22 protein-coding genes are annotated in these 21513 nt (G+C 58.8%); 18 read left to right on the forward strand and 4 right to left on the reverse strand.

Going from position 1 to position 21513, the window contains the following annotated elements; translation table 11 throughout:
* Nucleotides 1–21: 21 nt before the first annotated feature.
* The 10 genes from RE432_RS06660 (at nt 22) to RE432_RS06705 (ending at nt 8840) form a co-directional block, all read left to right on the forward strand.
* Nucleotides 22–783 (forward strand): acetoacetate decarboxylase family protein, encoded by a 762-nt coding sequence (locus RE432_RS06660; protein WP_310932501.1) that lies wholly within the window; start codon nt 22–24, stop codon nt 781–783.
* A gap of 170 nt (nt 784–953) precedes the next feature.
* A complete protein-coding gene (locus RE432_RS06665; protein ID WP_310932502.1) occupies nt 954–1814 on the forward strand; it encodes an oxaloacetate decarboxylase in 861 nt (286 codons plus the stop codon).
* Nucleotides 1815–1844: 30 nt separating this feature from the next.
* Entirely contained in the window at nt 1845–2786 is a 942-nt protein-coding gene (locus RE432_RS06670) for an ABC transporter permease (protein ID WP_310932503.1), read from the forward strand.
* On the forward strand, nt 2786–3616 hold the full coding sequence (locus tag RE432_RS06675) for an ABC transporter permease (protein ID WP_310932504.1): 831 nt from the start codon (nt 2786–2788) through the stop codon (nt 3614–3616). The genes RE432_RS06670 and RE432_RS06675 overlap by 1 nt, the downstream gene beginning before the upstream one ends.
* A gap of 50 nt (nt 3617–3666) precedes the next feature.
* Nucleotides 3667–4674, forward strand: a complete 1008-nt coding sequence (locus tag RE432_RS06680) for an ABC transporter ATP-binding protein (RefSeq protein WP_310932505.1) — start codon at nt 3667–3669, stop codon at nt 4672–4674.
* Entirely contained in the window at nt 4671–5660 is a 990-nt protein-coding gene (locus RE432_RS06685; RefSeq protein WP_310932506.1) for an oligopeptide/dipeptide ABC transporter ATP-binding protein, read from the forward strand. Before RE432_RS06680 ends, RE432_RS06685 begins: the two co-directional genes overlap by 4 nt.
* Before the next feature lie 57 nt (nt 5661–5717).
* Nucleotides 5718–7244 carry an ABC transporter substrate-binding protein gene (locus RE432_RS06690; protein ID WP_310932507.1) on the forward strand — a complete coding sequence of 509 codons (1527 nt, stop codon included), beginning with the start codon at nt 5718–5720 and terminating at the stop codon, nt 7242–7244.
* Between the two features lie 362 nt (nt 7245–7606).
* Nucleotides 7607–7939 carry a type II toxin-antitoxin system RelE/ParE family toxin gene (locus RE432_RS06695; protein WP_310932508.1) on the forward strand — a complete coding sequence of 111 codons (333 nt, stop codon included), beginning with the start codon at nt 7607–7609 and terminating at the stop codon, nt 7937–7939.
* On the forward strand, nt 7926–8213 hold the full coding sequence (locus RE432_RS06700; protein WP_310932509.1) for a helix-turn-helix transcriptional regulator: 288 nt from the start codon (nt 7926–7928) through the stop codon (nt 8211–8213). Before RE432_RS06695 ends, RE432_RS06700 begins: the two co-directional genes overlap by 14 nt.
* A 105-nt stretch (nt 8214–8318) precedes the next feature.
* Entirely contained in the window at nt 8319–8840 is a 522-nt protein-coding gene (locus RE432_RS06705) for a gamma carbonic anhydrase family protein (RefSeq protein WP_310932511.1), read from the forward strand.
* 37 nt (nt 8841–8877) lie between these two features.
* Here RE432_RS06705 and RE432_RS06710 read toward each other — a convergent pair whose 3' ends face one another.
* Entirely contained in the window at nt 8878–9123 is a 246-nt protein-coding gene (locus RE432_RS06710; RefSeq protein ID WP_310932512.1) for a hypothetical protein, read from the reverse strand.
* A 91-nt stretch (nt 9124–9214) separates the two neighbouring features.
* Here RE432_RS06710 and RE432_RS06715 point away from each other — a divergent pair, with 91 nt between their 5' ends.
* The 4 genes from RE432_RS06715 (at nt 9215) to RE432_RS06730 (ending at nt 14651) form a co-directional block, all read left to right on the forward strand.
* Nucleotides 9215–10141 (forward strand): DMT family transporter, encoded by a 927-nt coding sequence (locus tag RE432_RS06715; protein ID WP_310933040.1) that lies wholly within the window; start codon nt 9215–9217, stop codon nt 10139–10141.
* An 8-nt stretch (nt 10142–10149) separates the two neighbouring features.
* Nucleotides 10150–11148, forward strand: coding sequence for a lipopolysaccharide heptosyltransferase I (gene waaC, locus RE432_RS06720; protein ID WP_310932514.1), 999 nt, complete (start codon nt 10150–10152; stop codon nt 11146–11148).
* Between the two features lie 94 nt (nt 11149–11242).
* Nucleotides 11243–13231, forward strand: coding sequence for a choline BCCT transporter BetT (locus RE432_RS06725; protein WP_310932516.1), 1989 nt, complete (start codon nt 11243–11245; stop codon nt 13229–13231).
* Between the two features lie 97 nt (nt 13232–13328).
* Nucleotides 13329–14651: a 3-deoxy-D-manno-octulosonic acid transferase gene (locus tag RE432_RS06730; RefSeq protein ID WP_310932517.1), complete on the forward strand. Its 1323-nt coding sequence runs from the start codon at nt 13329–13331 to the stop codon at nt 14649–14651.
* 974 nt (nt 14652–15625) lie between these two features.
* Here RE432_RS06730 and galU read toward each other — a convergent pair.
* On the reverse strand, nt 15626–16465 hold the full coding sequence (gene galU / locus RE432_RS06735) for a UTP--glucose-1-phosphate uridylyltransferase GalU (protein ID WP_310932518.1): 840 nt from the start codon (nt 16463–16465) through the stop codon (nt 15626–15628).
* A gap of 250 nt (nt 16466–16715) precedes the next feature.
* Between galU and RE432_RS06740 the strand changes: the two genes are divergently transcribed.
* Both RE432_RS06740 and RE432_RS06745 read left to right on the forward strand, forming a co-directional pair.
* Nucleotides 16716–17465 (forward strand): GntR family transcriptional regulator, encoded by a 750-nt coding sequence (locus RE432_RS06740; protein ID WP_310932519.1) that lies wholly within the window; start codon nt 16716–16718, stop codon nt 17463–17465.
* Nucleotides 17466–17577: 112 nt separating this feature from the next.
* Nucleotides 17578–17751, forward strand: a complete 174-nt coding sequence (locus RE432_RS06745) for a hypothetical protein (protein WP_310932520.1) — start codon at nt 17578–17580, stop codon at nt 17749–17751.
* Nucleotides 17752–17832: 81 nt separating this feature from the next.
* Here RE432_RS06745 and RE432_RS06750 read toward each other — a convergent pair whose 3' ends face one another.
* Nucleotides 17833–18648 carry a type III pantothenate kinase gene (locus RE432_RS06750; RefSeq protein WP_310932521.1) on the reverse strand — a complete coding sequence of 272 codons (816 nt, stop codon included), beginning with the start codon at nt 18646–18648 and terminating at the stop codon, nt 17833–17835.
* Nucleotides 18645–19523, reverse strand: coding sequence for a biotin--[acetyl-CoA-carboxylase] ligase (locus RE432_RS06755; protein ID WP_310932522.1), 879 nt, complete (start codon nt 19521–19523; stop codon nt 18645–18647). The genes RE432_RS06750 and RE432_RS06755 overlap by 4 nt, the downstream gene beginning before the upstream one ends.
* Nucleotides 19524–19588: 65 nt before the next feature.
* Between RE432_RS06755 and RE432_RS06760 the strand changes: the two genes are divergently transcribed.
* Nucleotides 19589–20233 (forward strand): alpha/beta hydrolase, encoded by a 645-nt coding sequence (locus RE432_RS06760; protein WP_310932523.1) that lies wholly within the window; start codon nt 19589–19591, stop codon nt 20231–20233.
* Nucleotides 20234–20264: 31 nt separating this feature from the next.
* Nucleotides 20265–21509, forward strand: a complete 1245-nt coding sequence (locus tag RE432_RS06765) for a D-alanyl-D-alanine carboxypeptidase family protein (RefSeq protein WP_310932524.1) — start codon at nt 20265–20267, stop codon at nt 21507–21509.
* The last annotated feature ends 4 nt before the right edge of the window (nt 21510–21513 follow it).

Raw genomic sequence — 21513 nt, forward strand, 5'->3', positions numbered from 1 at the left:
ACTGCCAACATTGGAACCTGCATGAACGTACGTGGAAAGATCAACAGTCAAGACAATCATTTTTCATTGCCCCTGGCTTCCCCCACTTATCATCCGGAGGATGAGATTGTCAGAAATTATCGGGGACTTGAGAATCTTTCATTCACCTATATTTCTGACGCCGACTCATTATCCAGGCTGATTCTGGATGTTTTCGAGATTGAAGCCGAGCCTGTTACGACGTTCAGCTTCAGCAGGACAGATTTTTCGCTTGCGGGCACCTATGTTATGGCAAACCTGGCAGTCGAAGTTATATACGACGGTCAGAAATTCAAGCTCGACCTGCATCAGTTTCTCACGTCCATGACGCCTGCGGTCTGCGGGCGTGAACTGCTTGGCGTTTCGAAAGTGGACGGTCACATTGATGTGACGCGTCATGAGTCGTCTGCGCTGGTTTCTTCCAGGCTGGAACGTCCACAGGGCCATCTGCTTGCCACCGGCGTGTTCAGGCCGGACGTCTACCATGGCGAGCAAGGAAAATCGATTACCGAGCGCGTCGGCGTCAGGGTGATTCCGTCGCTTAAAGCCGGCACTGCGCCGGATATCTTTGAAGTTACGCGATTTACCAGCGAAAGCTGGGGCGCTGAGCTCTGGACTGGCGCCGGGACGGTAAATTTTACTGGCGCCTCGGATATCGACCCGATTCACTGGGCGCCGGTGAAGAAATTGCTTAAGTGCAGCTACACGATTGGGGGCAAGTCAAAAACAACTATCCATTCAAGCCCTAAGCCAATCCGGCCTTGACTGATAAACACCCCAAGATATTGACCTGTTGCGTGCTTTTTAATAAGGTAAATGACAAAAAAAATATCGAACGTTCGATTTATTTCCAGCTAGAACGTACAACTATTCCTACAAGTAAATAGAAAAGGACGCGGATTTCCAGGCGTCCGGCAACCAAAGAGGATAGAGACATGAGAAATGATATGCCGTCCCGGCTACGTGCACTGTTGGCATCCGACCTCCCGGTCAGAACTGGCCCTGCTTACGACGGCCTGACGACTCGAATAGCGTGTGAAACGGGTTTTGACGCTGTCAGTGTCGGGGGATATGCGGTTGCGGCGTCGATGGGTTATCCGGATGTGGGACTTGTAACCATGACGGAGCTGCTAAGCGCCTATCGGAACTGTACCCGGGTCAGCAGTGTGCCGGTGATCGGTGATGCGGATACTGGCTTTGGCAATGCCGTCAATGTCATGCGAGCCGTTCAAGAGTTTGAAGATAACGGGCTGGCAGGTATGCAGATCGAGGACCAGCAGTTTCCGAAGCAGTGTCCTTTTCTTGGCTCGAGTACCTTGATCAGCTTGGACGAGGCGGTGGGAAAGATCAAGGCGGCAGTCGCAGCACGACGCAATCCGGACTTTGTCATCAAGGCGCGAACCGATGCAACCAACCTGGAAGAGGCGATTGTTCGTGGCAAAGCGTATGTCGAGGCGGGGGCGGATGTTATCTATGGCATCAACAAATGCTTCCCTGATATAGATGCCATCAGGCATTTTCGCCAAGCTGTGGGCGTGCCGATCGGGTTCTCGATTCTTGGCTGGACCGAAAGCCTTACGCATGAAGAGGTCGATTCTGTAGGCAGTTGTGTGGTCGGCTGGCCTTTTGCGCTGATCTTGTCCGTAGCGGGCGGTGCTCATGAGAATTTGAAACAGCTCAAAGAAGGGAAAAAGGTCAGTGACCTAACGGCTCCCATGATGCGCAGGGAAACCCTGGAGGGCATGCTGAATATTGACGATGTGCGCGAAACGCATCGTCTCTACATTCCTGATTAGTGTTTCTTCAAAGCATCTTGATGGCTTCCAATGAGAAAATATTTACTGCATCGTTTCCTGGGCATGCTGGTTGTCATGCTCATCGTGGTGACGACCGTTTTCCTGATCGTTCGTGTCGCCCCCGGGGACCCCGCCTCGGTCATGCTGGGTGTAGAGGCTACGGCAGAAGACATAGACGAACTGCGCAGGAAGCTCGGGCTGAATGACCCGCTATATCTTCAGTATCTGAACTATGTCGGGCAGTTGCTGAAAGGGGACCTGGGGGAGTCCATTTTCCTCAGGCGGTCTGTTTCGGCCGCGCTCATGGAGCGTGCAGAACCTACTTTTTTTCTTGCTCTGTTCTCTTTGCTTGTGGGCTGTGTAATCGCATTGCCCATAGGCATACTGGCTGCGTACTACCGGGGAAGTAAATTCGACCAGATCGCAACATCGGTTGCAATGGTTTTTGCGAGCATTCCCAGCTTCTGGCTGAGCTTGCTGCTCATTCAAATTGTGGCGGTCAAGCTAGGTGTGCTTCCCGTTTCAGGCTATGGGAATCCCGACTCGGGCTTCCTTGAGCGGGTCAGACACCTGTTGCTTCCTTCCCTGGCGCTTGGGGTGATCGTGTCGGCCATCATCATGCGGTTTACGCGGGCAAGCATGATTGAGGCACTGAACAATGACTTTATACGGACGGCGAGGTCAAAAGGCGCATCAGAATGGCGTGTTGTGATGCGCCATGCGCTTAGAAATGGGTTGATACCCATCATCACAGTCATAGGTTTGGTAATAGGCTCGTTAGTGTCCGGCGCAATCGTCGTCGAAACGGTATTCGGCTTGCCTGGCATCGGAAACTTAGTGGTGTCGGCGGTACTGCGCCGGGATTACCCCGTTATCCAGGGAGCATTGCTGACCATTGCTGTTCTATACGTAGTGGTTAATTTCATTATAGATATGACCTACCTTTTAGTTGACAAAAGGGTGCGCTACTAATGCTTATAATAAAACTGCTATTGAGCCGGAAAAGTATCGCTGTTGGCTTATTGCTCCTTACGCTTATTGCATTGGCGGCCATATTCGCTCCGTACTTGGCGCCATATTCACCCTACAAGCTATCCATTGCGAACAGGCTGTCCCCGCCGGGCACAACCTGGTTCTTCGGTACCGATGAATTTGGGCGCGATGTGTTCAGCCGCTTGATTTATGCCGGGCGGATTTCACTTACGGTAGGTGCCCTGGTTACTTTGCTTGCTGCCGTTGTGGGTGTCACGCTGGGGCTGATCGCCGGATTCTTCAGGCGGGCTGATATCCTGATTGCGCGAATCATAGATGCCATGATGGCATTCCCCGATATCTTATTGGCAATTGCGCTGGTGGCCGCTTTTGGACCCAGCACCACAACCGTTATCGTCGTTCTTGGACTTGTTGCCGCCCCCCGATTTGCCCGCATTGTCAGGGCGTCGACTCTCGTCATTCGTGAGTTGACCTACATCGAGGCTGCGCGTGCACTGGGTGTCTCGACGTTTGTGATCCTGACTCGCCATATCCTCAGAAACCTGGTGTCGCCAATTCTGGTCCAGGGTTCATTCATTTTTTCTCATGCCATGCTGGCTGAAGCGAGCTTGTCTTTCCTTGGCGTCGGGGTAAGCCCCGAGATCCCCACTTGGGGCACCATGATCTCGGCAGGCCGTCAGTATGTTGGCCACGCGGACTGGATGACGGTCTTTCCTGGCGTTGCCATCGTGATCTGTGTTGTGGCGCTGCAGATGATCGGAGATGGCCTGCGGGATTTTCTTGACCCTCGTTTGCAAAACAATATTTGAGTGCGAAAAGCAGCGCAATTCGCTCGTGGGGCGGAGAGGAAAACAGCGTTATGGATACAAAGAATATTCTTGAGGTGGCGAACTTGAAGACGCATTTTTTTGTGCGTCCGAACGTTGCCAAGGCTGTCGATGGGGTGAGTTTCAATGTGCCGAGAGGAAAGACTGTTGCGGTGGTGGGAGAGTCTGGTTGCGGGAAATCAGTGACCAGCCTGTCAATCATGCGGCTGCTTTCCCACCCCGGGAAAATTGTCGGCGGCGAGATCCGATACCGCTCACAGTCAAAGGGGATCATAGACCTTTCCAAATTGTCTCTTCGCGAAATGAGAGCCATTCGTGGAAAGGAGCTGGCCATGATCTTTCAAGAACCAATGACCAGCCTGAATCCCCTCATGACGGTTGGCAATCAGGTCGCAGAAATGATCATGCTGCACGAATCCGTTTCTTATCGTGCCGCCTTGCAGCGTACAGAAAAACTCTTTGAGCTGGTTGAAATCTCGTCGGCTAAAAAACGCGTTCAAGAATATCCTCACCATCTGTCAGGAGGCATGAGGCAGCGCGTGATGATCGCCATGGCTATTGCCTGTAATCCGTCACTGCTTATTGCCGATGAGCCCACGACAGCGCTGGATGTGACGATCCAAGCTCAAATACTGGATATTCTGCGCAAGCTTCAATCCGAGCTTGGCATGAGCATTCTTTTTATTACGCATAACTTGGGTGTCGTCGCGGAAATGGCGGATGACGTGGTGGTCATGTATGCGGGGCAGGTGATTGAAAGTGCGTCCGTAGAAGAAATATTCCGGAATCCAAAGCATCCCTATACCTTGGGATTGATGAATAGCGTTCCCAATGCGGCGCAAGACAGGCTTGCCGGCGGCGGGCGAGCCAGGCTGACCCCCATACCGGGCAACATCCCAAGTCTTTCGAACTTGCCGCAGGGCTGCAATTTTTCTCCTAGATGTTCCCACACGATCGACACCTGCACGGCAAAGAAGCCGGACCTGACCCATCTTGGGCACGCCCATCAAACCCGTTGCTGGAGGCATGACGATCTATGAGCCGTGTTATAGAGCCGCGGGTCAATCCGCTACTTTCCGTCCACAACCTAGCCAAGTCGTACTCTACGAGCCGCGGCGATGTGCGTATTGTTCGGGATATCAGTTTCTCGATAAATCGTGGCAGCATCGTCGGGCTGGTCGGGGAGTCGGGTTGTGGGAAGACAACCGTCGGAAAATGTTTATTGAGGCTGACGGAGCCCTCGGGCGGGCGCGCTGTTTTTGACGGTACAGATGTGTTTGGGCTTTCACACAAGGAAATGCAAGCCTATAGAAAACGCATGCAAATCATTTTTCAGGATCCCTATTCAAGCCTTAACCCGTCGATGCGGATTACGGACATTCTGAAAGAGGCTATCTCACTTGAGAAAGGTACGGCCAGGAAGCTGTATGGCGCACGGGTCAAGGAGCTTCTGGAGCAGGTTGGACTACCTGCGGAATATGGGTCGCGTTACCCCAATGAGTTCTCTGGCGGGCAGCGCCAGCGTATCGGGATCGCACGCGCATTGGCGATGCGGCCCGAGTTCATCGTCGCTGACGAGCCCGTAGCCGCCTTGGATGTTTCCATTCAGGCGCAAATATTGAATTTGATTCTCGACTTGCAAGCGGAATTCAACCTGACGATATTGTTCATTTCTCATGATCTGTCCGTCGTCGAATACCTTTGCGATGAGATCATCGTTATGTACCTGGGGCATATCGTTGAAATGGGGCCAACGAAAGCCATATACGAAGACCCTCAACATCCCTATACCCGCGCCTTGCTGTCGGCATCCCCGCAACCCTCTGTCGGGGAGCGGAAAGAACGAATAGCCATAAAAGGGGAAATACCAAGCCCTGATTCCCCGCCTTCCGGATGTGTGTTCCGGACCAGGTGCCCACATGCCACCGTGGAGTGTGCGGAACTGATACCGCCCTTGCGCAGGGTCGGGCATCAGCATGTAGCAGCATGTATTCACATTCAGGCGGGCGAGGGCGATTCCTGTTGATTGTGGATGAATAACGCATCTCTTAACTAAGTCAGTCAGTCCAAACAAGGAGACAAAATGATAATCAAGAAGCTAGGATGTATTTTCATTATGCTTGGCGCCCTTACCTGCTCGGGCGCCCAGGCTCAGAAAACCGGTGGCTCCATCGATATTGCCATGCCGGGCGAGCCGCCCACGCTTGATCCCATGGCATCGCTGGTAACCAGCCTGTACACCATCACACAGCATTATTTTGAGATGCTGTACAACCTTGACGAGAATCAGAATGTTGTCCCGGGCCTTGCCAAGGAGTTGCCTGAAATCAGTTCGGATGGGTTGACATACACCATACCCCTGCGAGAAGGCGTTCCATTTCATGATGGGCAAGTCATGGAGGCGGCCGATGTGGTTGCCTCATTGAAGCGCTGGATGACTGTTGCCACTAAGGGCAAGGATCTTGCCCAGTACATCAGCGACGTTTCTGAACGGGATAACCATACGGTGGTCATTAAGCTTTCGCGCCCCTACTCGCCGCTGCTTGTGACGCTTGCCCATTACTCAAATACGCCGGCAGTGATCATGCCCCGAGATAATGTAGATATGCCGTTAAAGAGGATTATCGGAACCGGGCCTTATAAGCTGAAAGATTACAAACCCGATCAATATATTCAACTTGAGAAGTTCAAGGATTACCGCTCACCCACCGGGCCTGCAAGCGCTTGTTCCGGAGAGGTCAAGCAGTATTTGGACGAGATACGTTTTCGACCGATACCGGATGTGAGCACTCGAGTCGAAGGCATTATTGCAGGGCAGTACCAGTATGCGGACCAATTGCCTGTGGAGCTTTTCAAGAGCATCAGCGAGAATGCCAATGTGGAGCCTGTGTTCATCAAACATGGATTTCAAGTGTTGATGTTGAATGTCGGGGCGGGCGTACTGTCCGATATCCGGCTAAGAAAAGCCGTACTTGCTTCGCTCAACATGGAAGATATGCTCATAGCGGCTTTTGGGACGAAAGATTTTTATTCTGTTGACGGCGCGCTCTTTCCCAAAGGCTCGCCGTGGTATACATCGGCGGGTGTTTCTGGGAACTACAACCAAGGGGATATAGAGAAAGCCCAGAAGCTGTTGAAAGAGGCCGGTTACGACGGAACCCCGATAAGAATCCTGACGAGCCGTCAGTACGACCATCTATATAAAATGACGCAGGTAGCAGCAGAGTACATGAAGGCGGCGGGCTTTAATGTCGACCTTCAGGTCATGGATTGGGCCTCGTTGTCCCAACGGCGGGCCGACCCGAAGTTATGGGATATCTTCGCTACGTTCATCGGCTATCAGGTCGATCCCTCGGGCCTCGGAGTATTGAATCCCAAGTACCTCACGGGTTGGGCATCGCCCGAGAAGGATGCTGCTGTGTCTGAGTTCCTGCAAGAGCCATCATTGGAAAAGCGCGTCAAAATCTACGAGAAAATACAGACCCTGCTGTATAACGATGTGCCGATGATCAAGGTAGGTAATTTCACGAATCTTGCAGCCCGGTCGCCCAAATTGACCGGTGCATATCCCGGCGTCAACACTTGCTTTGGAAATGCCTCGCTCGAGTAAGGACGGTGCGTGTGGTACGCACCGGGCTTAAAGGTGGCTGAGACCAGGTTCCCTGAGAATCCTGCTTCGTGCCCTGTATCTGAGTTAACCCCAAAAGTTGAATGTCGACTTTTGGGGTTTCTCGTAATTGGCCTAAGCATCTGCCAGTCCAAGCTGGAAGTTCGAGGTAGATGGCGGAACTTGCTGCATAAAGGAAATAGTATTTATACGTTATGACCTATCCGTTCACCGAGGGTGTTGGCGAGCAGGGCTCGCCGCTTATAGTGTTCAGGTGCTGATGCAAGGCCAGATTGGGCATGCGGGCTCGTATAAGAAAACCTGGGTTCCGTATTCGGTGTTAACATATTTGTTCATATTTCATCGTGGCCTACACCATTCACTATTACAGCGAGGATGTTCAGGCGGACCTCTTGGCTTTGCCGGTAACGCTGAAAGCTCGCTATATTGCCTTATCGCTTCGAATGACGACCCACGGCCCGAACTTGGGCGCGCCGCACACGAAAGTGTTTGGTGAAGGTCTGCTTGAGTTGCGGCTGAAAGGGGCTGAGGGTTTCGCCCGCGTATTTTACTGTGCACTGGTGGGGCGCCGCATCGTTATGCTTCACGGTTTCGTTAAGAAGTCCAAGAAGACTCCGCCCAAAGAGCGGCGGATTGCCCAGAATCGCTTGAAGGAGATCAAAAATGCAACCGCATGATCAACTGATCCAAAAGATGCTGAAGAACCCCGCAGTGCGCGCAGAGTATGCGCGCATAGAGCGTGACGAAATGCCGATGCTTGACGCTATCCTAATGGCACGCGCTGAAGCCGGTCTGACGCAGGCGCAAGTGGCCGAACGCATGGGCACCCATGCGCCGGCTGTGGCTCGCCTGGAAAATTCGCTGGTGACAGGCAAGCATTCCCCATCCGTCGCGACGCTTCAGAAGTACGCGGCTGCACTGGGAAAGCGGCTGGAAGTCCGGTTTATATGATTGCCGACGACTATGCTACGATTTTTGCTCCATTGCCTGCATTGTGCGCGCAACTCATTTGATGTCCGCCCCAGCCAGAAGGCGGGGGTGTCTGGGAGCATGTAGATGACCTGTTATCAGTTGGGCGACCTGGTCCCCGAGATTCACGATTCCGTTTTTATTGCGGCGGAGGCCACGGTGATTGGGCAGGCGGTGCTGCGTGAAGGGGCCAGCATCTGGCCCGGCGCGGTCATTCGCGCCGACAACGAACCCATTGTCGTCGGCGAAGGGTCGAATGTGCAGGAAGGCGCGGTGTTGCATACTGACCCGGGCTGCCCCTTGACGATAGGCAAGGGGGTGACTATAGGCCACCAGGCCATGCTGCACGGTTGCACCATCGAAGACGGCGCGCTGGTCGGCATACAGGCGGTGGTGCTGAATAATGCGGTGATCGGCAAAGATTGCCTGGTGGGCGCCGGCGCAGTGGTGACCGAAGGCAAGGTGTTTCCGGAACGTTCGCTTATCTTGGGGGCGCCCGCCAAGGCGGTGCGCACGCTGAGCGACGAGCAGGTGGCCGACATGCACCGCAATGCGGCGGGCTATGCCAAGCGCGCCGCCCGCTATAAAACCGATTTGAAGCCCATCTGAGTCTTCGTGGGAGGCGAGGGCGTTTTTCGTCCTGCGGTCAGATCAGGTTTTCGCGTACCCAATCCTCGCCTTCGACGGCCAGGTCCATCATGCGCTTGATGATCAGGGCGTCGGCCTGGCCGCGTGCGCGCATGGCGTCCGTAAAGGCCTGCATGCTTTCCGGCGTGGGAAACCAGTCTTGTTCGGGCTGCAGTTCCAGGCCGTCGATATGTTTGATGTTGCCGTTGGGCAAGATGTACCACGAGTTCATGGCGCCATAGTAAATCAATTGGAGCGGCAGCACGCGCGGCAAGGCTGCCCTTCACAACGGCGCCACCACATTCGCGTATGATGTTCAACCATTGTCATAGCGGTCTGTTTGCTGGAGTTTCATGATGGGTCGGGTTGTCCCCGTGTCGGTTTCCGCGCCTGCTTATGGTGTAACGCGCCCGCTGGCGGGCATTACGGTGCTGGTTTTATCGGCGTGGGCATTGTCGGGGCTGGATGCCAGCGGCAAGTGGGTCATGGGCGCCGGGGTATCTTTGCTGATGCTGTGCTGGGTGCGCTATGTGGTGCATTTGCTGCTGGTATTGGGCTTGGTGCTGCCCAGCCGCGGGCTGTCGGTGCTGCGTTCCGTGCGGCCCTGGGCCCAAGTGACGCGGGGCGCGGTCATGCTGCTGGCCACCTTGTCGTTTTTCACCACGCTGCACTATTTGCCTCAGGCCGAGGCGACCGCCATTAATTTCCTGGCGCCGCTGCTGGTGCTGGCCGTGGCCCCCTGGGTGCTGAAAGAGCCGGCGCGCCTGTCGCGCTGGATTGCTGCGGGGGTGGGCTTTGCGGGGGTATTGATCATCATTCGTCCGGACGCGGGCCTGCATCCGGTGGGCACCCTGTTCGGACTGCTGACGGCTTGCCTGTTTGCCTGTCAATTCATCGCTACGCGCCGCGCGGCGGTGGACGGCCCCTTTACCACGCTGGTATGGAGCGGCGCGGTGGGCAGTATTTGCCTGACCGTGGCCTTGCCTTTCTATTTGCCGTCGGCGCTGCCGTTTCTGGCGACGCTGAGCCTGCCGGAATGGCTGGTGCTGGTGTCCACCGGTTTTTGGGGGGCGGCCGGGCATTTGTTGCAGATACAGGCGTATCGCTACGCGCCCGCGTCTATGCTGGCGCCTTTTGTGTATTTGCAGATCATCAGCGCGGCGGCATTGGGGTGGCTGATCTGGGGGCAGTTCCCCGATGCGCTGACCTGGCTGGGTATTGCGGTGATTTGCGCCAGCGGCATTACCATAGGCATGGTGGAATGGCGCGGGCGTAAATTATAATCAGTGCCATGAGCAAAAAAATCCTGATTGTGCGCACGTCATCCCTGGGCGACCTGGTGCATATGCTGCCGGCCATTTCCGACATTGCATTGCACGTTCCCGGCGCACAGATCGACTGGATCGTTGAAGAGGGCTTTGCTGAAATCCCCACCTGGCACCCGGCTGTGCACGAGGTCATCCCGGTGGCGCATCGCCGCTGGCGCAAACACTGGTGGTCGGCCGAAACGCGCGCGGCCCGCGCCGCACTGCGCCAGAACCTGGGCGCCCGCCAGTACGATATCGTGCTCGACATGCAGGCGCTGATGAAATCGGTGTGGCTGGTGCGGCAAACGCACGGCTTGCGCCATGGCCTGGACCGTAAATCCGCCCGCGAGCCATTGGCTTCTTTTTTTTATGACGTCAAGCACACGGTCAAGTTCTGGCAGCCCGCCGTGACGCGTCAGCGCGAGCTGGCTGCGGCCGCGCTGGGCTATACCTATAGCGGCGAACCGGATTTCGGCCTGGAAAGCATCACTGGCGGGGTCGATGTCGAGTCCTACGCGGTGATCATGCCGTCGGCCAGCCGCGACGACAAGCTCTGGCCGGAAGAGGACTGGCAAAAAGTATTTACGCGCTTGCACGAGCACGGCCTTGACCTGAAACTGCTGTCAGGCAGCCCGGCGGAAACCGCGCGGGCGCAGCAATTGGTGGCGGGCAACGCGCGCGCGCAGGTGCTGCCGCGCATGGCCCTGACGGATGTGGCCCGGGTGCTGGCGGGCGCGCGCATTATGGTGGGGCTCGATAGCGGCCTGACCCATTTGTCGGCGGGGCTGGGGCGGCCCACCATAGGCATCTACAAGGCGTCCACCCCTGTGCGCACGCCCCTGGAAGGCCCGGCGTACACCGCCAGCCTGGGCGAGCGCGGCAGCGCGCCGTCGGCGGAAACGGTATTAAGCGCTGTCGACCAGGCGCTGGATTTCGACGAATCGGCGCATACCCAGTTGACCGGCGGCGACGCCCCGGCCTAATCGCTTTCGTGAGCCTAAAACAACAGGGCAACCCAAGGCCGTGCGCTTCCATGCCATACTTTGGGCACCAAGGTAATCGTGGGCTGCGCCAGACATGAAAGCAACATTGCATCCGCCAGTATTTTTTACATCGGCCATTTTCACACTGCTCATCGTGGCGTTCACGATTGTCGCGCCTGACATGGCCCAGTCCATGTTCGACGCCATACAGGCATGGATCCTGGAGCACGCCAGTTGGTTTTATATCCTTGCCGTGGCGATTATCCTGCTTTCCGTGGTGTTTCTGGCCATGAGCCGCTACGGCGACATCAAGCTGGGGCCTGATCACAGCCAGCCCGACTACCGCGATGTCACCTGGTTCGCCATGCTGTTTTCGGCGGGCATGGGGATCGGGCTGATGTTTTTCGGCGTGGCCGAGCCGGTCATGCACTTTGTCAGTCCGCCGGTGGGCGACGCCGGCACCGTGTTGGCCGCCCGCGAGGCCATGAAGATCACCTTCTTCCACTGGGGGCTGCATGCCTGGTCCATCTACGCGATCGTCGGGCTGATTCTTGCCTTCTTCGGCTACCGGCATGGGCTGCCGCTGACCTTGCGGTCGGCGCTGTATCCGCTGATCGGCGATCGCATCTATGGCCCCATCGGGCATGCCGTGGACGTTTTCGCCATTATCGGCACGGTCTTCGGCATTGCGACGTCGCTAGGCCTGGGCGTGGCGCAGATCAACAGCGGCTTGAACCATCTGTTCGGTATCCCTGTCGGTGTCATGACGCAGGTCATCCTGATCGTTATTGCGACGGCGCTGGCCACGCTTTCGGTCGCCAGCGGGCTGGACCGCGGGATACGTATTCTGTCCGAGATCAATCTTGCTTTGGCGGTGGGCTTGCTGCTGTTTGTATTCGCCCTGGGCCCCACCGTTTTCATCCTGCAGACTTTTGTGCAGAACACGGGCTCGTACCTGTCCGACCTGGTCAACAAGACCTTCAATCTGTATGCGTATGAGCCCAATGACTGGATCGGGGGCTGGACGCTGTTCTACTGGGGCTGGTGGATATCCTGGTCGCCTTTCGTCGGGCTGTTCATTGCCCGGATTTCCCGCGGCCGCACCATACGCGAATTCGTCAGCGGCGTGCTGCTGGTGCCCACCGGCTTTACCTTGATATGGATGACGGTGTTCGGGGACACGGCCCTGCACATGATTCTGTACGATGGCGCCCAGGTGTTTGCGCAGGTGGTGGAGCAGGACAGCTCGCTTGCCCTGTTCGCCTTTCTGGAGCGTTTGCCCTTGTCCAGCATTACGGCCACCATCGCCATCATCATGGTGGTTGTGTTCTTCGTGACCTCGGCCGATTCGGGCGCGCTGGTGGTTGATCTGATGGCGTCGAGCGGCGCAGAAGATTCGCCGGTGTGGCAACGCATTTTCTGGTCCTCGCTGATGGGGGTGGTGGCCATTGCCCTATTGCTGGCCGACGGGCTGACCGCGTTGCAGACTGCTACCATTGCCAGTGCGCTGCCGTTTTCCGTGATTTTGCTGCTGGCGCTTTGGGGGCTGTTCAAAGCGCTCAAGCTGGATGCCACCAAGCGGCGCATTCGCTACCAAACGGTGACCCGGACCCAAGTGCCCAGCGTGGGCGAACCGTGGCAGCGGCGCCTGAGAAATATGGTGATGATGCCCAAGCATAGCCATGTCCTGCGCTTTATCAACGACGTGGTCAAGCCCGCCGTTCAGGCAGTTGCCGAAGAGCTGAAGCAACAAGGGTATGACGCGCAGTTCAATGAAGACAGCGATACCAATGCAATCAGCCTGGAAGTTCGGCACCACGGGGAGTATCTGGACTTTTCCTATGCGGTGTGGCCGCTGGAGCAGGTGCGGCCGGTATTGACCTCCAGCGACATTCGCGACCAGGAGGAGCGGCGCTATTTCCGCGCCGAGGTTTTCCTGCGCGAGGGCGGGCAGGACTACGACATTATGGGCTGGAGCCGAGACGCGGTGATCGGCGATATTCTGGACCAGTACGAACGCCACCGCCAGTACCTGCACATGGTGCATGGCTCGCCGTCGGCCGAGGTTCCGCAGGGGTCCTAGGCAAGCTGGCAGCTCCAGGGGGGGCGCGTGGCCGCGCCCCTGCCGTGGCCTATCTGACTTAAAATGGACTTTCCTTGGCCGGTCATAGGCATATTTCTTGAATCGTTTTTTTTATACGGCTTTGATCCGGGGCTTGACGCCAGGCTTGTTGGGCTGGATGGCCTTGCGTGCACGGCGCTCCGACGGCGATTGGGGCGTATGCTCGGGCGCGCGCTTTGGCCGCTACGCGAGTCCCAGTCCGCTGACGGCACCCGTATGGGTGCATGCAGTCAGCCTGGGCGAAATGCGGGCCGCGCAGCCGCTGGTCCAGGCTTTGCTGGACCAGGGCGAGGCCGTATTGCTGACGCACATGACGGTCACCGGCCGGGCCGAGGGCGCGCGCGCGTTTGCACAGGCCATCAAGCAGGGCAAGCTGGTGCAGCAATGGCTGCCTTATGACTTCCCCGGCGCCACATGCCGATTCATGGCGCATTACCGGCCCCGTGCCGGCATTCTGATCGAACGCGAGGTTTGGCCCAACTTGCTGGCGGCCGCCCGGTATTTTAGGGTGCCTATGATGCTGGCCAGCGCCCGGTTCTCGGACCACGCCTTGCGCCAGAGTTTGCGTATCGGCAGTGTGATGCGCGAGGCTTACGGTAGTTTCGACGCCGTCTATGCTCAGACCTTGCATGATGCCCAGCGTCTTGAGCAGGCGGGGGCGTCGGCGGTCAGGGTGTCGGGTAATTTCAAATTCGACGTGGCGCCGGCGGCCGACAAGGTCCAGCGCGGCAGGGCTTTTGCCGCCGATCTGCCGCGCAAGGTGATTGTCATTGCCAGCACGCGTGAGGGCGAAGATGAACTGTTTGTCCGCGCCATTGGTCGGCAGATGAAGCGTACTCGCGCACAGGGCAGCAATCTGTCTGAAAAGGTAATGTTCTGCCTGATTCCGCGCCATCCGCAGCGTTTTGACGAGGCGGCCGAACTGCTGGACAAGGCCGGCCTGCCCTATGTGCGCCGCTCGCAGTTGATTGCGGCGGGCGATTGCAGTTCGACTGCACTGCATACGTGCGCCGAAGCAACGGTGTTGCTGGGCGATACTTTGGGCGAGATGCCCTGGTATTACGCCTTGTGCCAGGTGGCCATTGTGGCGGGCAGTTTTGCGCCGCTGGGCGGCCAGAATTTGATCGAGGCGTGCGCAATCGGGGTGCCGGTGCTGGTGGGGCCGCATACGCGCAATTTCGAGCAGGCGGTGGTCGATGCAATGGACGAGGGCGCCGCGTTGCGCACGACTGATCCGGACGCGGCGCTGCAGACGGCGCTGCAACTGCTGGACGACCCGCAGCGCTTGGCCCGGATGGGCGAGGCGGGCGCGCATTGGGTGCAAAAGCACACGGGCGCTGTGGCGCGGGTGGTGATGGGCTTGAACGAGATCAAGAAGTAGCTGCCTGGCCTGAAGGTTTGCTTTTCTGGCGCTTATTCCTTGGCTGTGCCTTGGCTTGTAGCATCCTTGTTCTTAAGAAGGCGGGGGTGCCGGGCGCTGTTCCGGGTGGCGGTGTCAGCGTATTCTTAAGAGACGCGGTGCCTGGCGCTGGATGCCGCGAGAGAATCGCACGATCCCGGCGTTGCCGGGATTGCCCGCCGGTCTGGGCCCCGCCGAGGCGGCCGCGAAACTCGCAACGTTGGCAGCCCCCCGGGCTGCCAACACCCTTGTTGCTCGATCAGTCGAGGCCTTGCCTCCTCGGCGGGGCCCAGACCGGCGGCGTGCTCAATCCTCGCTCTATCCAGCGCCAGGCACCGCGTCTTTAGAGCAGGTGAGCGCTGGTAGACAAGCGTTTCTTTGCCCAATGGCGGTGGGTCATGGGTGTCTGTATGTATTCGGGGAGTGTCAGATTTTTTTGTGTTCAGGCAGTTTGTGTAAATTATTCACCTGCCTATTTTTCCTGTGCGTCAGGATCGCAATGGCGATATGCGTCAGTGAATCGCTCCTCGTGTAGGGCAGCAAGCTGCTGCATGGCTGCTGTCCAGTAATGGGTTAACCGCCCCCATCTTTCGTAATATTCAACACCTCTGCTATTCGATTAACCCCGCATCCAATGACCCTGATCCCCGAATAACCTCGATGTTCGAATAACCCTGGCATTCGAAAACCCCACGCACCTTTACAGATGTATTCGCGGTGATGATGGCCGTGCGGGGTGACTGGAAGCGGGGCCGGCGGTTAGGCGTGCGCCGCAGGCTTCCGAAGGGAGGCCGGGGGCTTTCGTCGGGCGCTGTCTGAACGAGCGCAGCGAGTGAGTTCGCCCGACGCCCGGCTGGACGAGGAAGATGCGGAAACAAGCACGCCGTAGCCGGAACCGCTTCCAGTCACCCCGCACGGCTGCCTCCATATATACATTGTATAAACGTAGCACCTACCTACTCCGCCTGCAAGCCATGGTACTTCTTGCCCAGCTCCACCGTCGCCCGGAAGAACCCCGCCTTGCTCCCGCAGTCATACCGTACCCCTTCGTATTGCAGCCCGAACACACTGCGCGTCTTGAGCAGACTGGCTATGCCGTCGGTAAGCTGGATTTCGCCGCCCACGCCGGCCTGAGTCTGGCGTAGGTGCTGGAAGATTTCAGGTTCCAGCACATAGCGGCCCACCACCCCCAGCGTAGTGGGCGCATCGGCCGGGTTGGGCTTTTCGATAATGCCCGACATGCGGGTGGTGTGCTCATTCACGGGGGCACCCGAAATAATGCCGTAGCGATTCGTATGTTCGCGGTCCACGTCCTGAATGGCAATGATGCTGCCGTCCTGTTCGTGCGCCGCTTCGATCAGTTGCAGCGTGACGGATTTTTTGGCGTCCAGCAGATCGTCGGCCAGCAGCACCACAAAAGGCTCGTTGCCCACGATGGGGGCGGCGCACAGTACCGCGTGCCCCAAGCCCAGCGGCGCCGGCTGCCGGGTATAGATGCAGTTCACGTTGGAAGGCAGCACGTTGCGCACAATTTCCAGCATTTCCTGCTTGTTCTTGGCTTCCAGCTCGGCTTCCAGTTCGGGGACGCTGTCGAAGTGATCTTCGATGGCGCGCTTGTTGCGGCCGGTAATGAAAATCAGGTCGGTGATGCCGGCGGCAATGGCTTCTTCCACGGCGTACTGGATCAGCGGTTTGTCGACAATGGGAAGCATTTCCTTGGGCATGGCTTTGGTGGCCGGCAAAAAACGGGTGCCCAGGCCCGCAACGGGAAAGACAGCTTTGCGAATTGGCTTCATAAGGGTGAATTTGTCTTCAGAAAGGTTCGAACCAATAATACGCTATCAGTATGACCGCCATGATAATGCTGCAGCGCACGATGACTTGGGTGTACTCGGCAGGTAAGCTAGCATGTAGCATGCCCACGGTTCGGGCTGCGCTTTAAACCGGGTATGTAGGGGGCAATGTGGCGGGTAATCGAGCTTTGGTGGTAAAGCGGTGCTAAGTAAAATCGTCAAGGCTATTGATTCATCCCTTTGACCCACATCTATGGTAACTACCAACACCGAGCGCGTGCGCGCCAGCCTCGAGCGGCTTATCGTTGCGGGTACGCTGGCCCCTGGCACGACGCTGGACGAGGCTGAGCTCAGCCAGCTATACGACGTATCGCGCACGCCAGTGCGCGAGGCATTGTTGCAGCTGTCGGCTGAAGGCTATGTGCGTATCGTGCCGCGTGCAGGTATATACGTGGTGCAGATGTCGGCGGGCGAACTGATGGATATGTGCGAAACGCTGGCCTTTGCCGAAGGCTTGTGCGCCCAGTTGGCCTGTCAGCGCATGACCACGGGTCAGCAGAAAAGAATCGGCCAGTTGCAAGAGGCCGGGCGGCGCGCGCTGGAAGCGCAAGATGCCGATGCCTACGCGCACTACAACTTGGCTTTCCACGAATGCCTGTACGCCGGCAGCGGCAATCGCTACCTGCGGGCGCAGATTCTGCATATCCGCAAGCGTATCAATCCGTACCGCCTATTGCAGGAACAGGCAACGCCCGATTGGAGCAGCGACGCCTGGGATCAGCACCAAAGCCTTTACGAGGCGCTGCAGGCGGGCGACGCCGCGGCCGCCATGCGGATCGCTTGCGACTACATCAGAAGCCGCGCCTCGGGGCTGTCCGAATTGGTCGAAACCACGCCCGAGCATCTGTTTTTCGGCCCCGGCGTGGGCGGCGTCAGCGAGCATGGCCGCGTCGATATGTCGCACCTGTTCAAACCGATGCATACCTCGACCAGCACTAATTAAAGGGCCGGTTCCCTGTGACGCCGGGTGCCCCGCCCCGTGCGGGCAAGCAGGCGGGCCGCCATTTGCATTAAACTTGAGGCTCGTTCACTGAAACACGATGGCCTTCCGGTTTATGCGAACTCTGTTTTTGATTGTCGTGCTGGCGAATCTGGCACTGCTGGCCTTCGGCCAGGGTTTATTGGGCGCCGTGCCCAGCGAACAAGGGCGCGAGCCGCGCATGTTGTCCGAGCGGAATCAACAAACCATTTTGCTGGGCGAGCCCCAGCCTGTTGCGTCGCAACGCTAGCCAGCGGCGCGGCCGCGGCCGGCCCGGCATAACCCGGCATAACATAACCCGGCCCCACGCGGATTCAATAAGGTCCCGGACTCAGCTTTCAACGGCCAGGCGGGCCAGCCCGTCGAGCACCGGCGCGCGCAGCCATTGTATGGGGTCTTGCGGCACACCCAGGTCGGCTTGGGCGCGGGCCAGCGTCCTTTGCGCTTCTTCTTCCACAATGGTCCAGCCGCCGCCCGTGCTGAATACGGCGGGCGCGCAGCCATGGCGTTCCAGCCCTTCGCGCCACTGGCGCAGCAGGGCGCCTGCCTGCGCGGCGGCGATGCCGCTGCTGATGGCTTGATGGGTGTGGGTCGGGTAGGCGGCGATGGGGCCGTTGGCCTGGGGCAGCCGGGCGGTGCCGGCGGCCAGCGAGGACAGCATCAGCGCCGGCCCTGGAAAGATCAGGCCGCCCTCGAAAAGGAAGCGCGCCCCGGGCATGGCGGTGTCGTGGATCGGGCTTAGGGTGTCGAGGGTGGTGGCGGTGCCGAAACTGGCCAGCATCAGCGGTGTATCGCGGGTGGCGCGCTGGACCAGCCCCAGCATGGATGCCCAGCGGTCCGCGCCCAGTTGCGCGGGCATATCGTAGGCGTTGCGCACGCCGGCGGCTTGCGGTTCGCCCTGTATCCAGCGGGCGGCAAAGGCATAATGCCGCTGCAGGAGGGCATCCAGGCTGGCCGCGACACCCGGCTGGGCAACGCTCACCCCCAGCGCGGCGCGGGGACGGTCGTCCAGCTGTTGCAGCCAGGCGGGCAATTGTTCGAGCGCGCCATGTTCCAGCGCCAGTGCCTGGGTTTCGCGCTCGCCGGTATCGGGCTTGACCCAGCCAATCTTGATGCGTGTATTGCCCGCGTCTATCAGCAGCATCATGGCATGCTGTCCTTTTGCGGACGCACCGAGACTTCGCCGATAGAGATGGTGGATTCCCCTTGGGGCGTGCGCAGCAGCAGTTGCCCCAGGGTATTGACGCCGCAGGCAATGCCGGCCTGCAGGATGCGGCCGTTGTCCAGCACGTTGATGTGCTGCCCGGCCAGCGCATCGATAGTGGCGTAGCGTTGGGGCAGAAAGCCCAGGCCGTGCGCGGTGACCTCATTCAGACAGGCATACCATGACTGCGCAATGCTCGCGACCAGACCGGCGGCGGTGGCGCTGGCGGCCTGCGCATCTTTGCCGGTGATCTCCGCCCAGTCGGCCACTTGCCGGTTCAGCGAGGTGCTGAGCGAGCGTGCGTCCTCAAGGTTCAGCCCCATGCCGATGATGGCCACATAATGGTCGGGCGACAGGCGGGCGGTGCCCGCGCGGGTGACTTCGACCAGTATGCCGGCCAGCTTGGCCGACTGCCACAGCAGGTCGTTGGGCCATTTCATGGTCAGGTGGCCGCGCTGGCTGGGGCTGATGAGTTCGCGCAGGGCCTCGCAGGCGGCCAGGCCGGCCAGCGGCGACAGCGTGGGCAGTTGCGCGGGCGGCAGGAAAATGTCGAAAGCACAGGAGAACATCAGGTTGGCGCCCGGACGGTTCTGCCAGGTGCGGCCTGCCCGCCCGCGGCCCTGTTCCTGCAAATGGGCGCCCAGCAGCCAGGGGCGGGCCAGCGGGCCGTTCTCGGTGCGCGCCATGGCAAGCAGGTCGGCGTTGGTGGAATGCGTTGTCTGGACCCACTGCACCTGCCTGAAGTGCGACAGGGCCGCCGACAGTTCGGACATCATTTGCGCCGGGCCGGGCAAAAGCGGATGCGGTGAAGAGGTCATGATTCTGGAATAAAACGCGTGGCGTAAAATGGCTGTGCCTGTGTTTATAACTCAAACTGGTGATTATGCTTGCCCGTACCGAGAAAATCTCATTTCAGGGCGCGGCCGGCGCCATAGACTGTGCGCTTGACCTGCCTATGTCCACGCCTGCCGGCTGGGCCCTGGTGTTGCATCCGCACCCACTGCATGGGGGCGCGCGCGACAACAAGATCGTGACGACCATTGCACGCGCCTGTGTGCAGCAGGGCCTGATCGCCGTGCGCCCCAATTTCAGGGGGGTGGGCGATTCGGCCGGCCAGTTCGATGCCGCCGTGGGCGAGACCGCCGACATGCAGCAGTTGGTGGAACAGTTCGGCCAGGCCTACCCCGAGGCCGCCGCCGGCAAGTGGGTGCTGGCGGGGTTCTCTTTCGGCACATCGGTGGCGGCGCAATTGTATTCGGCCCTGGCCGATCAGTCGCAGCGCGTGCCTGATGCGCTATTATTATTCGGCCCCGCTGTGGAACGCTTCAAGTTTCGCGCTGTCTCCATACCTGACGATACCTTGCTGGTGCACGGCGAAGCCGATGAAGTCGTGCCCTTGTCGGAAGCCATGGATTTTGCGCGTGAGCGCGATTTACCGGTGGTGGTCGTGCCCGGCGCCAGTCATTTTTTCCATGGCAAGCTCATTGCGCTGAAGCAGTTGTTGCAACAGCGGCTTGCGCTGCTATGACGTCCTGTTCAAATTCCTTTACGATACCCCGATGACATTCAAACATTCCCGTAGTCGCCCCCCCCGATTTCTGCATGTTGCCGCTGGCCTGACGCTGGCGCTGGCGTCTGCCTTTGCCCTGGCGCAAGACGCTTCCGCGCCCGTCGCGGGTACGCAAACCGCCGTGGCGACCCCGGCCACCGGCCCGGTGACCACCGTTGGCGAGCTGGCCACGGTGCCCGCGCCTGCGCTGACCGCCCGGGCGTGGCTGACGCTGGACGTGAACAGCGGCCAGATCATTGCCGCCCAGAACCTGGACGAGCAAATAGAGCCCGCTTCGCTGACCAAGCTGATGGCGGCCTATGTGGTGTTCGATGCCATCGAGCACAAGCGCCTGGCGCTGGACCAGATGGTCGTCGTTTCTGAAAAGGCCTGGAAAACCGAGGGCTCGCGCATGTTCATCAAGGTGAACAGCCAGGTGTCGGTCGACGATCTGCTCAAGGGCGTGATCGTGCAGTCGGGCAATGACGCCACGGTGGCGCTGGCCGAAGCCGTGGCGGGCAGCGAAGACGCGTTTGCCGCGCTCATGAACGAAGAGGCCGCCCGGCAAGGGCTGCGCGATACCTATTTTGAAAATTCCACCGGCCTGCCCGGGCCCCGGCACCTGACCACGGTGCGCGACCTGGGTACGCTGGCCAAGAATCTGGTGACGCGGTTCCCGCAGTACCTGCATTACTACAGCCAGAAAGAGTTCACTTATAACAACATCAAGCAGAACAACCGCAATCGCCTGCTCTGGACGGACCCGACGGTCGATGGCCTGAAAACCGGCCATACGCAGTCGGCGGGTTATTGCCTGGTCACCACGGCGCTGCGCGACGGCCGCCGCGTGGTGTCGGTGATCGTGGGCGCCGCCAGCGATTCGGCCCGCACGGAAAACAGCCTGAAACTGTTGAACTGGAGCTTCCAGAATTTCGACACCATCAAGCTGTACGATAACGACAAGCCGGCCGTGATGGCGCGGGTGTGGGAAGGCGAGGCCGAGAACGTCGGCCTGGGTTCCAACACGCCTACCTGGGTCACGGTGCCGCGCGGCAAGGGCCCCGAAATCAAGCCAGTGGCCCAGTACACGCAACCATTGATCGCGCCGCTGAAGGCGGGCGCGAAGGTGGGCACGGTGTCGCTGTCGCTGGACGGCCGGGTGCTGCGCGAAGACCCCCTGTACGTGCTGGCCGATGTGCCCGAGGCGGGTTTTTTCGGCCGGATGTACGACAAAATCCGTTTGTTATTTCAGTAAGGTG

Origin of the sequence: Pusillimonas sp. SM2304, assembly GCF_031628915.1 — a bacterium.
In the GTDB taxonomy this organism is placed as follows: domain Bacteria; phylum Pseudomonadota; class Gammaproteobacteria; order Burkholderiales; family Burkholderiaceae_B; genus Pusillimonas_C.

Coding starts and splice junctions, on each gene's coding strand:
- RE432_RS06660 (WP_310932501.1), top strand. CDS start 22: ATGAACGTACGTGGAAAGATCAACAGTCAAGACAATCATTTTTCATTG.
- RE432_RS06665 (WP_310932502.1), top strand. CDS start 954: ATGAGAAATGATATGCCGTCCCGGCTACGTGCACTGTTGGCATCCGAC.
- RE432_RS06670 (WP_310932503.1), top strand. CDS start 1,845: ATGAGAAAATATTTACTGCATCGTTTCCTGGGCATGCTGGTTGTCATG.
- RE432_RS06675 (WP_310932504.1), top strand. CDS start 2,786: ATGCTTATAATAAAACTGCTATTGAGCCGGAAAAGTATCGCTGTTGGC.
- RE432_RS06680 (WP_310932505.1), top strand. CDS start 3,667: ATGGATACAAAGAATATTCTTGAGGTGGCGAACTTGAAGACGCATTTT.
- RE432_RS06685 (WP_310932506.1), top strand. CDS start 4,671: ATGAGCCGTGTTATAGAGCCGCGGGTCAATCCGCTACTTTCCGTCCAC.
- RE432_RS06690 (WP_310932507.1), top strand. CDS start 5,718: ATGATAATCAAGAAGCTAGGATGTATTTTCATTATGCTTGGCGCCCTT.
- RE432_RS06700 (WP_310932509.1), top strand. CDS start 7,926: ATGCAACCGCATGATCAACTGATCCAAAAGATGCTGAAGAACCCCGCA.
- RE432_RS06705 (WP_310932511.1), top strand. CDS start 8,319: ATGACCTGTTATCAGTTGGGCGACCTGGTCCCCGAGATTCACGATTCC.
- RE432_RS06715 (WP_310933040.1), top strand. CDS start 9,215: ATGGGTCGGGTTGTCCCCGTGTCGGTTTCCGCGCCTGCTTATGGTGTA.
- waaC (WP_310932514.1), top strand. CDS start 10,150: ATGAGCAAAAAAATCCTGATTGTGCGCACGTCATCCCTGGGCGACCTG.
- RE432_RS06725 (WP_310932516.1), top strand. CDS start 11,243: ATGAAAGCAACATTGCATCCGCCAGTATTTTTTACATCGGCCATTTTC.
- galU (WP_310932518.1), bottom strand. CDS start 16,465: ATGAAGCCAATTCGCAAAGCTGTCTTTCCCGTTGCGGGCCTGGGCACC.
- RE432_RS06740 (WP_310932519.1), top strand. CDS start 16,716: ATGGTAACTACCAACACCGAGCGCGTGCGCGCCAGCCTCGAGCGGCTT.
- RE432_RS06745 (WP_310932520.1), top strand. CDS start 17,578: ATGCGAACTCTGTTTTTGATTGTCGTGCTGGCGAATCTGGCACTGCTG.
- RE432_RS06750 (WP_310932521.1), bottom strand. CDS start 18,648: ATGATGCTGCTGATAGACGCGGGCAATACACGCATCAAGATTGGCTGG.
- RE432_RS06755 (WP_310932522.1), bottom strand. CDS start 19,523: ATGACCTCTTCACCGCATCCGCTTTTGCCCGGCCCGGCGCAAATGATG.
- RE432_RS06760 (WP_310932523.1), top strand. CDS start 19,589: ATGCTTGCCCGTACCGAGAAAATCTCATTTCAGGGCGCGGCCGGCGCC.
- RE432_RS06765 (WP_310932524.1), top strand. CDS start 20,265: ATGACATTCAAACATTCCCGTAGTCGCCCCCCCCGATTTCTGCATGTT.